The following is a 13519-nucleotide window of genomic DNA, read 5'->3' as shown; positions in this document are numbered from 1 at the left end:
GGGCGACGGGCGCGCAGCGCATCGACGAAGGCGGCGAGCTGCTGCGGCGACACGCGCAGTTCGTGGCGTGCGCCGCTCGCCGCCAGCGGCACCTCGCTTTCGATCAGCGGTGCGGCGTCGGCGTCGGTGCCGTCGACCAGGGCCACGCCGTAGGCCGGCAAGGCCAGCCAGAACGGCGTGGCGCTGCGCTGGGCGTAACGGTCGGCCCAGCGTCGCGCCTGCACCGGATCGAACAGGCCGGCCACGGGTGCGTTCACTGCATGCACCTGCAGCACCGAGCTGTCGACCGTGCGCAGCAGTGGGGTCAGTGCCGGACTGTCCAGCCAGGCGGGCAGGGCGGTGATGCTCAGCGCCAGGTCCGCCGGCAGCGCGCCGCGCAGTTGCCGCAGCAGCGCCGCATAGGAGGGCAGCCGCGCGGTGGCGCAGTCGTGGTCGATCTCCACGCCGCGCAGTGCCACGCCGGCGGTGCGCCAAGTGCGCACCACGTGCAGCACCTCGGCGTCGATGCGGGTCGCGTCCAGTTGCGGCAATTGCCCGTCCAGCCGCACCACCGCGATCACTGGGCGGCCATCGGCGGCGAGCTGCCGCAGATCCACCGCGGCGGGACCCCAGCCGGCGCGCGGATGCGCCTGCAGCGCGAGTACGCGCAACGTCGAGAAGTCCGCGCGGGTCTGTGCCAGCGCCACCGCGTGCGCGCCACTCCATTGCCGCTGCCAGACGTAGACCTGGTGTTGCAGCGGCGTCGGGGCCGCTGCCGCACAGCCACCAAGCAGCAGACTCAGCCCGAGCAGCGCGCAGCGCAGCGACACGACGGCCGGGTCAGGACACGCGCGGCCACACGCGGCCGCAGCGTTGCCACTGCACCTTCGCGCGAGCAGTGTGCGAAGCGTGGCTCATGCGCTGGCGATCACGAGAACAGCCCAAACAGCCGCTTCTTCGGCTTGGCGGCCAGTTGCCGGGCCAGCTCGTAGCTCTCGCGCACGTCCGCACGCTCGTGCAGCGCCAGCGAGCGCTCGAAGGCGGCGACCGACGCGGGATAGGCACCGAGGTTCATATGGCAATTGGCTTCCATCATGTACAGCTGCGCCGCCGAGCTGGGGTCCGCCTGCACCACGGCGTCGTCGAGCAGGGCGCGTGCCGCGTCGCAGGCCGGCAGTGCGCTGCGGTAGTCCTTGAGCACGTAATGGCAGTTGGCCTGGTAGTAGTGCGTGTAGAAGTCGTCCATGCCGTCGCGCTGCACGGCGAGGAAGTCCTGCAGTGCGGCCTTGGCGTCGGGCAGATGGTACAGCAGCAGGTAGCCGCGTCCGTGCCGTGCGCGCGTGAGCGCCTGCAGGTCCTGCTGCTGCGTGGCCTCGGCGATCAGAGAGGCGTAGGCATCGACCGCGGCCGGGTAGTCGCGCGCCTCGCCGAGTGCGCTGGCGTGCACGAACAGCGTGTCCAGGTCGTGCGGATTCGCCTCCGCTGCCGCCTGCGACAGGGCGGTATCCACATGCTCCGGCTGCAGCCGGAGCAGGGCACGCGTCGCGGTGAGACGGTGGTGCGCCTGCACCAGCGCATACATCCGCAGCAGTTCCGGATCGGCCTGGGCCTGGTCGGGCAGCGCCTCGAACTCTTCCTGCGCCGCATCGGCGATCTCCAGCACATCGGCATGGCGGCCGACGCGGTTGAGATGGCTGCATGCCGCCTGCGCGCAATCCAGGAACAGCGGCGTGTCCAGTTCGTAGTCCATCATCAGGGTCAGCGCCAGATCCGCAGCCTCGGCGCGCATGCCCTGCTGGCGATAGGCCTCGCGCAGGTTCTGGTACAGGAACTGGAACTGGCTGTGGCGCAGCCCTTCTTCGAGGATGGCCTGCGCCTGCGCGTACAGGCCCCGGTCCAAGTACAGCAGGCCGAGGTTGTTGCAGCACATCGCGAAGGTATGGGGGTCGGTGTTGCAGGTGGCGGCCTCGCCCAGTTCCAGGGCTTGCCGGAACAGCGTGGTGCCGTGCTCGTAGAGGGCGAACTGCACCGCGTCGACGTAGCCGGCATCGGCCGGCTCCATCCCGGCGTGTTTCCATTTGCCGATGGAGACGCCGGCGCTGTAGTAGTGGCAGGCGTTGCTGTCGCGGAAGTCCAGCTGCAGCAGCTGCGGCGACTGCCCGGCAGGCAGTGATTCCATCTCGAACAGGCGGACCTGCAGGTCCACCTGCGGCTGCAGCGCGTGGGCGTTGCGGTAGGCGCTGATCGCCGATGCGGGTTCGTCCAGCCAGTAGTGCGCGCTGCCGAGCAGGCGGTGCGCCTCGGCGTCGTGCGGGGCCAGGCCGATCGCGCGTCCGGCCCACTCGGCGACGGTGCGCAGCGCCTGCCGGCGGTCGCTGGTGAAGTGCGCGCTGCGGTCGAGGTAGATCAGGCACTTCAGCCGCCATGGCGCCGGGTCGCCCGGCGCTGCCTGGATCCGGGCGTCGCAGCGCTGCATCAGCACATCGAGGTCGGCCTCCTGCAGATGGTTGAGCACGGTCGTGCCGGACCAAAGTCTGTACAGGCCGTCGACGTTGTCCTGGCGAAGGGCGGCCATGCCGCGTTGGATCAGGGTCTGCATGCAGCGGATGCTCTGGAAAGACGGTGCGGGACCCGGCAGCAGCGCGCGGCAGCGTCTCCCGCAGGGCGACGTTGCGGTAGATAGACGAGCCAGCTGCGGTTTTCCCTACCGCGACCGCGGTGCGCCCGGCGCCGGCGACGCTGCATCGCCGCTACGGCGCCGCCGCCCAGAAGCGCTGCTTGTACTGCACGAACCGCTGGCGGCCGACGGTGTCGAACCAGGACAGGTCGTAGAACGGACACACGACGGCACTGCGATCGCGCGGCGGCATCGCATCGAACAGGAGAGGCGGTATCAGCGCTGTGTCTTGGCCTCCCGGCAGCGCCGGCAGGCGCCGATTTGCGATGATGCCGGTCTCGTCCCTCGATCCTGATGTCATGAATCCATCGCGACCTGTTTTGCGTTTCGCAAGCGTGTTCGGTGCGGCCCTGGTTGCCATGACCGGCCGGTGCGCTGTCTCCGATGCCGCGCCGCCTGCCGGCGCCGTCACGCGCTGCGGCTGGTTCGACAATCCCTCGCCAGGCAACGCCACGCTCGTGGACAAGGCCGGCGAGTGGACGGTCGGCCAGCAGGGCGGGCACCAGGCCGAGGGCACATGGCCGACGTTCTCCCAGGCGCGCTGGGTGGCGACCGGGACGGGCAGCGCCGGCTACGGCTGCGCCTGCCTGAAGGTGCATGCGCGCGACGACACCCGCGAGGTGACCGCGATCGAGTCGGCGACGGCCCAGCCCTTGAAGACCTGCCGGCAGGACAAGGCACTGCGGGGCAGGGAGCCGGAGAATCCGCTGAAGTAAGAGGTTCGCTGCGCGGCGGATTGGCGGATCGGCGCTGATTCGGGCAGCGTCGCTGTCGAGTCCGCAGAGCGCGAAAACGAAAAAAGGAGCCTGGGCTCCTTTTTTCAATGGTTCACTTGCATCGTAGAAGGCAAGTGACGCTATTTGGAGCGGGAAACGAGACTCGAACTCGCGACCTCAACCTTGGCAAGGTTGCGCTCTACCAACTGAGCTATTCCCGCTTGGGAGCCGCGCATTCTACACGCCTGCCAGCAGGTGCGCTAGCCCTTCGTTGCAAAAAAATGTCCGTCGCTGCCCCAGGGGGCGGCAGCGGTTCCGCCGCGCCCAATGAGTCGCCACGGTCGACTCGGCCCGGCTCACGCCGCCAGCCGCCACCACGCCAGCAACGCCGCCAGCAGCGTGGCGGCGCCGCCCAGCAGCCGCGGCCGGCGCCACCAGTGCCGCGGCTGGCGATCGATGGCATTGGCACCGGCCAGGCGCAACAGGCCGTGGGCGAAACCGTGGCGATCCATGCTGCGGTCGCAGGCCTCGACGCACGCGCCGCAGGCGGTGCAGGCGTAATGCGCACCATTGCGCGGATCGATGCCGGCCGGGCACGCCTGCACGCAGGCGTCGCAGGCCACGCAGTCGCCGAGTTGTTCGACGCTGAACTTGGGCAGGGTGCCGGCATACGCGGCCAGGGCCTCGCCGCGGCTGCCGCCCTGGCCGGCGAGCTGGGCGATGCTGGCGCGCACGGCGTAGTCGCGGGCGGTGACGGGGTCGAGCAGGCGCCGCCCGCGCTGGGCGATGCTGCCAGTGCCGCAGGCGCGGGCGCCGCGCGGTTCGCCGCGCATCGCGTCGTAGCCGACCAGTGGCGTGTCGCGGTCGCACAGCAGGGGCTGCAGGCGCGCGTACGGGCACAGGTAGCGGCAGACCTGGCTGCGCAGGAAGCCGGCGTTGCCCCAGGTGGCCAGTGCATAGAACAGCACCCAGAACGTCTCCCCGCCGCTCCAGGCGAACGGATGCAGGCGCGCGACCAGGTCGGCGATCGGCACGAAGTAGCCGACGAAGCTGACCCCGGTCCACAGCGCCACGGTCGCCCACAGCAGGTGCCGTGCCGCGGCCGGCCAGTCGGCGAAGCGCCGTTCGATCCAGCCGAAGGCATGGCTCCATACCGTCTGCGGACAGGCGAAGCCGCACCACAGGCGCCCGGCCAGAGTGGTGAGCACCGCCAGCGACGCCGCGGCGGCGCCCAGCGCCAGCAGCAGCCAGCCGACGTCTTGCGGCCACAGGGTCCAGCCGAACACGTCGAAGCGCCGCGCCGGCAGATCCAGCAGCAGCGCCTGCCGGCCCTGCCAGCGCAGCCACGGCAACAGGTAGAAGGCGGCGAACAGCAGCCACAGCACCACGCGTCGGAACTGCGTGTACCGATGTGGCGGCGCCGGTCCTGCCGTGGCTGCGGGCGAGGTGACGACATGCAAGTGGATCGGGCGAGGCATCGGCAGCCGGCTCAGGACAGCGGCGCGGCGTCGCCGTGCGGCGCCGGACGCAACAGGAAGCCGGTCAGCAGGCTCGAGGCCAGCGTCGCCAGCCAGAACATGAAGAAGCCCACCGTATAGCCCAGCTCGCGGCTCAGCTGGCGGCCGGGGAAGGTGATGTCGCGCAGCGCCAGCGGATCGACCAGGGCGAAGAACAGCACGCTCATCGCGCCGGCCACCAGGAAGCTCGGCCACAGGATCACCCCCAGCCGTTGTACCAGCGGGCGCGGCGTACCGGGATCGAGCGGATCGAGCAGCGGATCGTCGGGAGAGGCCATGACGGTGGATTCCATCGCGAAAGGAGGATGCGGCATGCGCCAAGGGGGCAGCGCCACACACGTCGCCGCGCCTGCCAGCCGCCTGGCCGCCGATCCCCCGTCGACACCGGCGTCGGCGCATGCCGCAGCGGCAGACTAGGCAGTGCCGGCCGTGCCGACATTGATCCTGATCAAGGCCGCCGCGGTGGCGGCGTGGAGACTGTCCGCGTCGAGCGACGTGGAGCGGACCATGCAGGACCAGATCGAGGGCATGCCCTTGCCGGGGCCGGACCTGTGCAGCGAGGCCGAGGTGCAGGCGCTGGTGGAGACGTTCTACCGCCGCGTGCGCGCCGACGCCGATCTGTCGGCGGTGTTCGCCGCGCGCATCGAGGACTGGGACGCGCACCAGCAGCAGCTGTGCGATTTCTGGTCGGCGATGCTGCGCGGCACCCGCCGCTTCCGCGGCGCGCCGATGCCGCGGCACATGGCCATGCGCGAACTCAGCGCACTGTTGTTCCAGCGCTGGCTGGGCCTGTTCCGAGCCACCACCGCCGAGCTGCCCAACACGCCGATGCGGCTGCTGGCCGACGACATCGCCCAGCGCATCGCCGAGACGTTCTGGCGCCGCCACCAGATGAGCTGGCGCCCGTTCGAGCCGGCATCGCCGCTGCCGCCGGCTGCGTGCGCGGATTGATCCAGGTCAAGGCGGCCGTGCCGGGCGCCGCGCATGCTCGGGGCATGGACATCCTGACCGCGCCCGATCCCTCCGCCGCCTGGACCTTCGACGCCGACCTGCTGCGCCGCTACGACCGTCCCGGCCCGCGCTATACCTCGTACCCGACCGCGCCGCATTTCCAGACCGGTTTCGGCCCGGCGCAGTTGTTCGCCGCGGTCCAGGCCAGCGATCCGCGGCGGCCGCTGTCGCTGTACGTGCACGTGCCGTTCTGCCGCAATCCCTGCTTCTATTGCGGCTGCCATCGGGTGATCACCCGCGACCCGCAGCGCGGCCGCAGCTACGTGCAGCGGCTGCTGCGCGAGGCGGCGATGATGGCCGTGTGTTTCGAGGGCGAGCGCGAGGTGGTGCAACTGCACCTGGGCGGGGGTACCCCCAACTTCCTCGCTCCCGAGTTGCTGGGCGAACTGGTGCAGGGCCTGCGCGGGCTGTTCCGCTTCAGCCAGGCGCCGGACCGCGAGATGTCCATCGAACTGGACCCACGCACGGTGACGCCGCAGGACATCGCCGCATTGGCCGAACTGGGCTTCAATCGCGCCAGCCTGGGCATCCAGGATTTCGACCCGCTGGTGCAGCAGGCGATCAACCGCCGCCAGGGCGTGCACGAGACGCTGGACATCCTGCGCGCCTGCCGCGTGCACGGCATGCGCTCGGTCAACGTCGACCTGATCTACGGCCTGCCGCGGCAGACCCTGGCCGGGTTCGAACAGACCCTGGAGACGGTGATCGCGGCGCGCCCGGACCGCCTGGCGGTCTACGGCTACGCGCACATGCCGCAGCTGTTCAAGGCGCAACGGCGTATCGCCGACGCCGATCTGCCCGACGCCGAACAGAAGCTGGCGTTGCTCGGGCTGGCGGTCAGCAGGCTCTCGGCGGCCGGCTACCAGTACATCGGCATGGACCACTTCGCGCTGCCGCAGGAAGACCTGGCGCGCGCGCAGCGGCAGGGCAGCCTGCACCGCAACTTCATGGGCTACACCACCCACGCCGACACCGACCTGCTGGGCCTGGGCGTCAGCGCGATCAGCCGCATCGGCGCCAGCTACAGCCAGAACCAGCGCGACCTGCCTGCCTGGGAAGCGGCCGTGGACGCCGGCGACAGCCCGGTGCTGCGCGGCCTGCAGCTCAGTGCCGACGACGCCCTGCGCGCCGAGCTGATCCAGCAGCTGATGTGCCAGGGGCGGGTGGACGCGGCATCGGTGGCGCAGCGCCACGGTATCGACTTCGCCAGCTATTTCCGCGAGGAACTGCGCGCACTGGCGCCGCTGTGCGCGGACGGTCTGGCCGACTACCGCGACGGCGTGGTCCAGGCCACCGCCCGCGGCCGCCCGCTGCTGCGCCTGATCGCCATGTGCTTCGACCGCTACCTGCGCCAGCCCGACCAGCCGGCGCGCTACTCGCGCGCGATCTGAGCGCCGCGAATCACGCTTGCCGTTGGCATCCCCGGTGCCGCCGTGGCGGCGGTATCGGGGACTTTTCGGTGGCGGTACTTAGGGCTGCCGATGCTGGCATGTGGCCTCTCGTTCTCGAGCGCATGGCGTATCGGCATGGCCCCGCGGTTCACAAGCGCCGCGCGATCAGGCACGCTACGCGCCACCAGGCCCGGATGGCGAAACTGGTAGACGCATCGGACTTAAAATCCGCCGGGGGCGACCCCATGCCGGTTCGATTCCGGCTCCGGGCACCATCAGCGCTTCAGAATCGATCGGGCCGTCGCGCCTGTCGGAGTGGCAGAGGTTGGTTCGGATGCGCACGCCTGCCATCCGCTTGCTCAGTCGACACTTGCTAACCAGTCTTGCACGCGTGATGTCGCCTCCTGCGCGGGGCGCCCGATAGGCGTGAGCACGTAATAGGCCATTCCTTCGAGCATCGGCTCGCTGACCAGGCATAGCAACCCCATGCGCAGTTCTTCTTCGACCAGTAGCAGGCTCAGCAGCGCTACGCCCTGACCCGCGACGGTCGCCTGGATGGCATGGCTTTCTTCCGAGTAACGGGTGCCTGAGGCCAAGTTCACTGGATCGTGGCCAGCCTGGCGCGCCCAGGCGCTCCAGGTCAGGTCCACAGGCAATGGCCGGTGCCAGTCGAAATGGATCCGTGGCCAGCGGGATGCGTCCTTGCCAAGCGTCTTCAGCAGCGACGGACTGGCGACCGGTGCGAAGCGATCCGCCCGAAGTAATCGCGCGATGGCCTCCGGATGGTGGCCGTGTCCGTAACGAATCGCCAAGTCGGCGATGCCGGCATACAGATCGACGGGAGTGTCGGACGCATGCACATGCAGGTCGATGTCCGGGTGAGCGGCCTGGAACGCGGAGAGACGGGGAACCAGCCATTTGCTGGCGAAGGCCGGGGTCGTCGACAGCGTCACCGATGGCCGGCGCGGCCGCCGCACCTGTTCGATCGCCGTGGCGATCATCTGAAACCCGCCGCCGACCCCGCCCAACAAGGCATGACCATCCGCCGTCAGCTCCACCGCACGGACCTTGCGCAGGAACAGTGGGTGGCCGAGCTCGTTTTCCAATACCCGAATCCGGTGGCTGATCGCTGTGGGGGTCACGCACAGTTCCTCAGCGGCCTTCTTGAAGCTGCGCAGCCGTGCGGCCGCTTCGAAGGCTCGCAGGGCGCTGAGGGGAGGGAGTCGGAGGGCCATGGATGGATGATCGCATGTCATCCATCGCATGAGGATTCATCGTTTGCCGCGGCTGCATGGCGCACGGAGACTCCCCGGGCACTTCAGCCATTTCATCCCTGCCGGAACGTCCACGATCATGACCACCCTTCTGCACATCGATGCCAGCGCCCGCCCTGGCTGCTCGGACACCACGCCCTACGGCTCGCATACGCGGAGGTTGACGGAGCGCTTCGCCAGGCGGTGGGTGTCCGCCCATCCGGGCACGCAGGTGATCTATCGTGATGTCGGTCAGGAACCACCACCGCCGATCTCCGGTCCCTGGATCCATGCGGCGTTCACGCCGGAATCGGCGCGCGTGCCATGGATGCATGACGTCCTGCGCACCAGCGACGCCCTGGTGGACGAACTCCTGCGGGCCGATCTCATCGTCGCCGGCGTGCCTATGTACAACTTCGGGCCACCGGCGCAGTTCAAGGCCTATATCGACAACATCGTGCGGGTAGGGCGCACGTTTGGGTTCGACCGCAATCGCGTCGGTGCGCCGTACTGGCCGTTGCTTGCCGATGCCGGCAAGCGCCTGGTGCTTCTGTCTTCGCGAGGCGATTACGGCTACGAACATCGCCTCGCCGACCGCAACCATGTGGAGTCCTCGATCCGAACTGCCTTCGCCTACATCGGTATCACCGATGTGTGTTGTGTCGCCATCGAGTACGACGAGTTCGCGGACCAGCGGCTGGCCGATTCGATCCGGCAGGCCGAGGCGGAAGTAGACGTCCTTGTCGCGGCACTCGCGCAGGTGTGAACGCTCTTCGGGCGGGGAGCGGGGTGTCACTTCGGCTGAGACCACGCTTCGCTTGCATGCACCGCATCCCAGACTTGGGCGTGTTGGGGACGAGCCGGGGCCCGGCCTACCACGCCCAATGTGAACGCTCCGCTTTCTTTCACCTCGCCGAAAGGAGTGCGAAAGACAGCGTGCCTAGGCTCTGCCCCCATCAGCCGGAGAGCCACCTTGCGCGCCCAATGGAACATCCTTTGCGATTTTGACGGTACCGTGTCCCTGCAGGACGTGACCGACAGCCTGCTCGAGCACCTCGGGCGCCCCGGTTGGCAGGAACTGGAGGACGACTGGGTCGCCGGTCGGATCGGCGCCCGCGAATGCATGAGCAAGCAGGTCGCGCTGCTCGACGGCGACGTCGATGCGCTGCACCGGGTGCTGGATGCGGTGCGGATCGACCCGGCCTTCGTGCGCTTCGTGGCGCTGGCCGAACGCCTTGGCATCCCGCTGAGCATCGTCAGCGACGGCCTGGACTACGGCATCGCCCGGATCCTGGCCCGCCATGGCCTGCACCATCTGCCGATCATCGCCAACCGCCTGCTGCGTACCGACGCGGGCGAATGGCGCATGGCCTCGCCGCATGCGCGCCCGGACTGCCCCAGCGGCACCTGCAAGTGCGCGGTCATGGCGCAGCAGCCGCCCGAGCGCGCCACCTTGCTGATCGGCGACGGCCGCTCCGATTTCTGCCTGGCCGGCAAGGCCGACCTGGTGTTCGCCAAGGACGGTCTGCTGCGCCATTGCCGCGCCAACGGGATCGCCCATTGCGCGATCACCGGTTTCGACGACGCCATCGCCCTGCTGCCCGACCTGGCGGTGCCGGCGACCACCACCGTGTCCTTCCCGCTTCCCGTCACCCAACGAGCCTGATCCCGATGAACCGGAATGTTTCGCTTTCCTCGCTCGCACCGCTGCATGGCGATGCCGCGCCCGATCCGGAGGCGCTGCTGCGCACCGGTGCCGACCACCAGCGCGCGCTGACCGATGCGCAGATGCTGGCCGACGAGTCCCAGTACTGCTCCTACGGCGACACCGTGCACTACAGCGAGCCGCCGCGCATCTTCGGCCGCTGCGACGGCAGCTACCTGTACGACACCGAAGAGGTGCCGTACCTGGACCTGCAGATGTGGTACTCGGCGGTCAACTTCGGCTACGCCAATCCGCGCCTGAACCAGGCGCTGACCCGCCAGATCGAGACCCTGCCGCAGGTCGCCAGCCAGTACCTGCACCCGACCAAGATCGAGCTGGCCAAGACCATCGCGGTCGACGCCGAGCGCAAGTGGGGCCGCAAGGGCCGCGTGCACTTCAACGTCGGCGGCGCGCAGTCGGTGGAAGACTCGCTGAAGCTGGTGCGCAACGCCAGCGCCGGCAAGAGCCTGGTGTTCGCCTTCGAAGGCGGCTACCACGGCCGTACCCTCGGCGCCTCGGCGATCACCTCGTCGTACCGCTACCGCCGTCGCTTCGGTCATTTCGACCGCGCCCAGTTCATCGAATTCCCGTACCACTTCCGCGGCCCCAAGGGCATGTCCAAGGAAGAGTACGGCGAGCAGTGCGTGGCCAAGTTCGAGCGCCTGTTCGAGACCGAGTACAACGGCGTGTGGGATCCCAAGGCCGGGCAGTGCGAGTACGCGGCGTTCTACGTCGAGCCGATCCAGGGCACCGGCGGCTACGTGATCCCGCCGCCGAACTTCTTCACCGGCCTGAAGCGGGTGCTGGACAAGTACGGCATCCTGATGGTGGTGGACGAAATCCAGATGGGCTTCTTCCGCACCGGCAAGCTGTGGGCGATCGAGCATTTCGGCGTGACCCCGGATGTGCTGGTGTTCGGCAAGGCGCTGACCAACGGCCTGAACCCGCTGGCCGGCATCTGGGCGCGCGAGGAGCTGATCAACCCGACCGTGTTCCCGCCGGGTTCGACCCACTCCACCTTCGCCTCCAACCCGCTGGGCACCGCGGTCGGCCTGGAGACCATGCGCATGCTGGCCGAGACCGACTACGAGTCGATGGTGATGGCCAAGGGCGCGCACTTCCTGGACGGCCTGCGCGACCTGCAGAAGCGTCACCCGGAAATCGGCGACGTCGACGGCCTGGGCCTGGCCCTGCGTGCGGAAATCTGCCAGGCGGACGGCTTCACGCCGAACCGCAAGCTGCTCGACACCATGGTCGACATGGGCCTGGAAGGCGAACTGCGCCACAACGGCAAGCGCATCGGCCTGATTCTGGACGTGGGCGGTTACTACAAGAACGTGATCACGCTGGCGCCGTCGCTGCACATCAGCCACGAAGAGATCGACCTGGGCCTGTCCTTGCTGGACCAGTTGCTGACCCGCGCCAAGCAGGTCGCATGAGCCGGGCGGGAGACGACGCGCGCGGTTCGCGTTGCCTCCCACCGTTGTTTGTGGCGGCGGGCGCTTCAGCCCGCCGCGCGCAGCGCGATCACCGCATTGAGTCCGCCGAAGGCGAAGGAATTGCTCAGCACCGCCTGCACGTTGCGGGCGCGCGCCTGGTTGGGCACGTAGTCCAGATCGCATTCGGGATCGGCATCGAGGAAGTTGGCCGTGGGCGGGACCACCTGCTCGCGCAGCGCGCCGATCGCTGCGACCAGTTCCAGCGCGCCGGCCGCGCCGAGCGCATGGCCGTGCACCGCCTTGGTCGAACTGATCGCCAGCGCCTCGGCGTGCGCACCGAACACCTGACGCAGCGCCTGGGTTTCGCAGCGGTCGTTGGCCTGCGTGCCGGTGCCGTGGGCGTTGACGTAATCGATCTGTTCCGGCACCAGGCCGGCGTCCTGCAGCGCCAGGCGCATCGCCGTGGCGGCGCCGTCGACGCTGGGCGCGACGATGTCGCCGGCATCGGAACTCATGCCGAACCCCGCCAGTTCCGCCAGCGGCAGCGCGCCGCGGGCGGCTGCGTGCTCGGCGCTTTCCAGCACGAACATGCCGGCGCCTTCGCCCAGCACCAGGCCGCTGCGCTGCGCGCAGAACGGCCGGCAGGTGTCGTCGCTGACCACACGCATCGCTTCCCAGGCGCGGATCAGCGCCAGGCTCAGGCAGGCTTCGCTGCCGCCGGCGATGGCTACGTCGGCCAGGCCATGGCGGACCATCAGCGCGGCTTGGGCGAAGGCGTGATTGGCCGAGGCGCAGGCGCTGGAGACGGCGAAGGCCGGGCCGCGCAGGCCGAAGGCGATGCTGATCTGGCTGGCCGGCGCGTTGGCCATGCTGCGCACGATGGTCAGCGGATGCAGGCGTTCGGCCTGGTCGCGGTACAGCCGGCGCGATTGTTCGTCGCGGCTGAGTTCGGCGCCGACGCCGGTGCCGACCACCACCGCGCAGCGCGCGCCGAGCGCGGCATCGCCGTGCGGCAGCCCGGCCTGGGCGATCGCCTCGCGGGCGGCGACCAGCGCCATCTGGGTCATGCGGTCGAGCTGGCCGGGGGCGATGCCGCCGGTCTGCGTGGCATCCGGAGCGAACCCTTGCAGGGTCGCGGCCACGCGCATCTTCAACGTGCTGAGCGGATCGGGCGAGGGCAGGGCGGCGATGCCGCTGCGGCCCTCGCGCATCGCGCTCCACAGCGCCTCGGCGCCCAGGCCGAGCGCGCTGACCGCGCCCATGCCGGTGACCACGACGCGCCGCGCGTGCGGGGAGGCGCCCATGGCGCGTCAGTGCGCCGGTTGCGCCGCGCCGGCCGCCGCCTTGGCCGCCAGCGCGTCCTCGACCGCCTGCACCAGCTTGCCGAGCGAACCGTCGTCCAGGTTCGGGTCGCGCTGCGGGAAGGTGATGTCGAAGTGTTCTTCGATATCGAACAGGATTTCGATGGCCTCGAGCGAATCCACGCCCAGGTCCTGCAGCTTGGCATCGGGGGTCAGGCGCGCCGGGTCGATCTCGCCATGCTTGGCGACGATGCTGTGGATTTGCGACTCGATGGACGGGGTCATGGCAGTGCTCCGCGAAATGAAGGGCCACCGTGCGGCGCCCGCCGCCGGTGGATCGCACGCTGCGGCCTGGGCCGCAGCATCCATTCTCCACGCTAGACGATCAATCTTGCAGATGCCTTTCGTCAACCAACTCGAGCCGCAGGCCTTGCAGCGGCAGTTCCTGCAGCACCCGCCAGCCGGTTTCCTGATCCAGTCCCTGGAGCACGGGGTGCCGGCCTTCGAGGCCGATTTCGACCTGCTCACCA

The 13519-nt window shown here is 69.3% G+C and carries 13 protein-coding genes and 2 tRNA genes; 7 read left to right on the top strand and 8 right to left on the bottom strand.

From position 1 onward, the window contains the following. A partial coding sequence (locus D183_RS0106565) for a DUF3142 domain-containing protein (RefSeq protein WP_017908306.1) occupies window positions 1–809 on the bottom strand: 809 nt, incomplete at its 3' end. A gap of 98 nt (window positions 810–907) precedes the next feature. Next, complete coding sequence (locus D183_RS0106560) at window positions 908–2578, bottom strand: hypothetical protein (RefSeq protein ID WP_017908305.1); 1671 nt, start codon at window positions 2576–2578, stop codon at window positions 908–910. Between the two features lie 347 nt (window positions 2579–2925). Here D183_RS0106560 and D183_RS0106550 point away from each other — a divergent pair, with 347 nt between their 5' ends. After that, window positions 2926–3372 (top strand): DUF4087 domain-containing protein, encoded by a 447-nt coding sequence (locus D183_RS0106550; RefSeq protein WP_226978618.1) that lies wholly within the window; start codon window positions 2926–2928, stop codon window positions 3370–3372. Between the two features lie 145 nt (window positions 3373–3517). Here the strand turns inward: D183_RS0106550 and D183_RS0106545 are convergent. The 3 genes from D183_RS0106545 to D183_RS0106535 all read right to left on the bottom strand — a co-directional run bounded on the left by D183_RS0106545 (window position 3518) and on the right by D183_RS0106535 (window position 5167). After that, window positions 3518–3593 (bottom strand) — tRNA-Gly (locus D183_RS0106545). Between the two features lie 135 nt (window positions 3594–3728). Next, complete coding sequence (locus D183_RS0106540; RefSeq protein WP_017908302.1) at window positions 3729–4760, bottom strand: 4Fe-4S dicluster domain-containing protein; 1032 nt, start codon at window positions 4758–4760, stop codon at window positions 3729–3731. 101 nt (window positions 4761–4861) lie between these two features. Beyond that, window positions 4862–5167 carry a hypothetical protein gene (locus D183_RS0106535; RefSeq protein ID WP_051067605.1) on the bottom strand — a complete coding sequence of 102 codons (306 nt, stop codon included), beginning with the start codon at window positions 5165–5167 and terminating at the stop codon, window positions 4862–4864. A 142-nt stretch (window positions 5168–5309) separates the two neighbouring features. Between D183_RS0106535 and D183_RS0106530 the strand changes: the two genes are divergently transcribed. The 3 genes from D183_RS0106530 (at window position 5310) to D183_RS0106520 (ending at window position 7566) form a co-directional block, all read left to right on the top strand. Beyond that, on the top strand, window positions 5310–5840 hold the full coding sequence (locus D183_RS0106530; protein WP_017908300.1) for a group III truncated hemoglobin: 531 nt from the start codon (window positions 5310–5312) through the stop codon (window positions 5838–5840). A 44-nt stretch (window positions 5841–5884) separates the two neighbouring features. Further along, window positions 5885–7291 (top strand): oxygen-independent coproporphyrinogen III oxidase, encoded by a 1407-nt coding sequence (gene hemN, locus D183_RS0106525; protein ID WP_026144251.1) that lies wholly within the window; start codon window positions 5885–5887, stop codon window positions 7289–7291. Between the two features lie 188 nt (window positions 7292–7479). Next, a tRNA-Leu gene (locus tag D183_RS0106520) sits at window positions 7480–7566 on the top strand. An 84-nt stretch (window positions 7567–7650) separates the two neighbouring features. Here the strand turns inward: D183_RS0106520 and D183_RS0106515 are convergent. Then, entirely contained in the window at window positions 7651–8526 is an 876-nt protein-coding gene (locus tag D183_RS0106515) for a LysR substrate-binding domain-containing protein (protein ID WP_017908298.1), read from the bottom strand. A gap of 118 nt (window positions 8527–8644) precedes the next feature. On the opposite strand from D183_RS0106515, the gene D183_RS0106510 reads away from it, so the two are divergent. The 3 genes from D183_RS0106510 (at window position 8645) to D183_RS0106500 (ending at window position 11688) form a co-directional block, all read left to right on the top strand. Then, window positions 8645–9310 carry an FMN-dependent NADH-azoreductase gene (locus D183_RS0106510; protein ID WP_017908297.1) on the top strand — a complete coding sequence of 222 codons (666 nt, stop codon included), beginning with the start codon at window positions 8645–8647 and terminating at the stop codon, window positions 9308–9310. Between the two features lie 207 nt (window positions 9311–9517). After that, window positions 9518–10210, top strand: coding sequence for an MtnX-like HAD-IB family phosphatase (locus tag D183_RS0106505; RefSeq protein ID WP_026143941.1), 693 nt, complete (start codon window positions 9518–9520; stop codon window positions 10208–10210). A 122-nt stretch (window positions 10211–10332) separates the two neighbouring features. After that, window positions 10333–11688 (top strand): aspartate aminotransferase family protein, encoded by a 1356-nt coding sequence (locus tag D183_RS0106500; RefSeq protein ID WP_198526533.1) that lies wholly within the window; start codon window positions 10333–10335, stop codon window positions 11686–11688. 65 nt (window positions 11689–11753) lie between these two features. Here the strand turns inward: D183_RS0106500 and D183_RS0106495 are convergent, their stop codons facing one another. Next, complete coding sequence (locus D183_RS0106495; RefSeq protein ID WP_017917342.1) at window positions 11754–12992, bottom strand: beta-ketoacyl-[acyl-carrier-protein] synthase family protein; 1239 nt, start codon at window positions 12990–12992, stop codon at window positions 11754–11756. A gap of 6 nt (window positions 12993–12998) precedes the next feature. Then, the gene (locus D183_RS0106490; RefSeq protein WP_010342598.1) at window positions 12999–13274 is read right to left on the bottom strand and encodes an acyl carrier protein; all 276 of its coding nucleotides are present in this window, start codon (window positions 13272–13274) and stop codon (window positions 12999–13001) included. Window positions 13275–13519 lie beyond the last annotated feature (245 nt).

It is taken from the genome of Xanthomonas sp. SHU 199 (genome assembly GCF_000364665.1).
Classification (GTDB): Bacteria; Pseudomonadota; Gammaproteobacteria; order Xanthomonadales; family Xanthomonadaceae; genus Xanthomonas_A; species Xanthomonas_A sontii.
Note: the sequence above shows the minus strand (reverse complement) of the source record. Positions and strands in the feature narration are given on the sequence as shown.

What these genes read in the sequence shown, in the direction of transcription:
- D183_RS0106560 (WP_017908305.1), bottom strand. Translation starts at nt 2,578, where the DNA reads ATGCAGACCCTGATCCAACGCGGCATGGCCGCCCTTCGCCAGGACAAC.
- D183_RS0106495 (WP_017917342.1), bottom strand. Translation starts at nt 12,992, where the DNA reads ATGGGCGCCTCCCCGCACGCGCGGCGCGTCGTGGTCACCGGCATGGGC.
- D183_RS0106535 (WP_051067605.1), bottom strand. Translation starts at nt 5,167, where the DNA reads ATGGCCTCTCCCGACGATCCGCTGCTCGATCCGCTCGATCCCGGTACG.
- hemN (WP_026144251.1), top strand. Translation starts at nt 5,885, where the DNA reads ATGGACATCCTGACCGCGCCCGATCCCTCCGCCGCCTGGACCTTCGAC.
- D183_RS0106510 (WP_017908297.1), top strand. Translation starts at nt 8,645, where the DNA reads ATGACCACCCTTCTGCACATCGATGCCAGCGCCCGCCCTGGCTGCTCG.
- D183_RS0106490 (WP_010342598.1), bottom strand. Translation starts at nt 13,274, where the DNA reads ATGACCCCGTCCATCGAGTCGCAAATCCACAGCATCGTCGCCAAGCAT.
- D183_RS0106500 (WP_198526533.1), top strand. Translation starts at nt 10,333, where the DNA reads ATGCTGGCCGACGAGTCCCAGTACTGCTCCTACGGCGACACCGTGCAC.
- D183_RS0106550 (WP_226978618.1), top strand. Translation starts at nt 2,926, where the DNA reads ATGCCGGTCTCGTCCCTCGATCCTGATGTCATGAATCCATCGCGACCT.
- D183_RS0106515 (WP_017908298.1), bottom strand. Translation starts at nt 8,526, where the DNA reads ATGGCCCTCCGACTCCCTCCCCTCAGCGCCCTGCGAGCCTTCGAAGCG.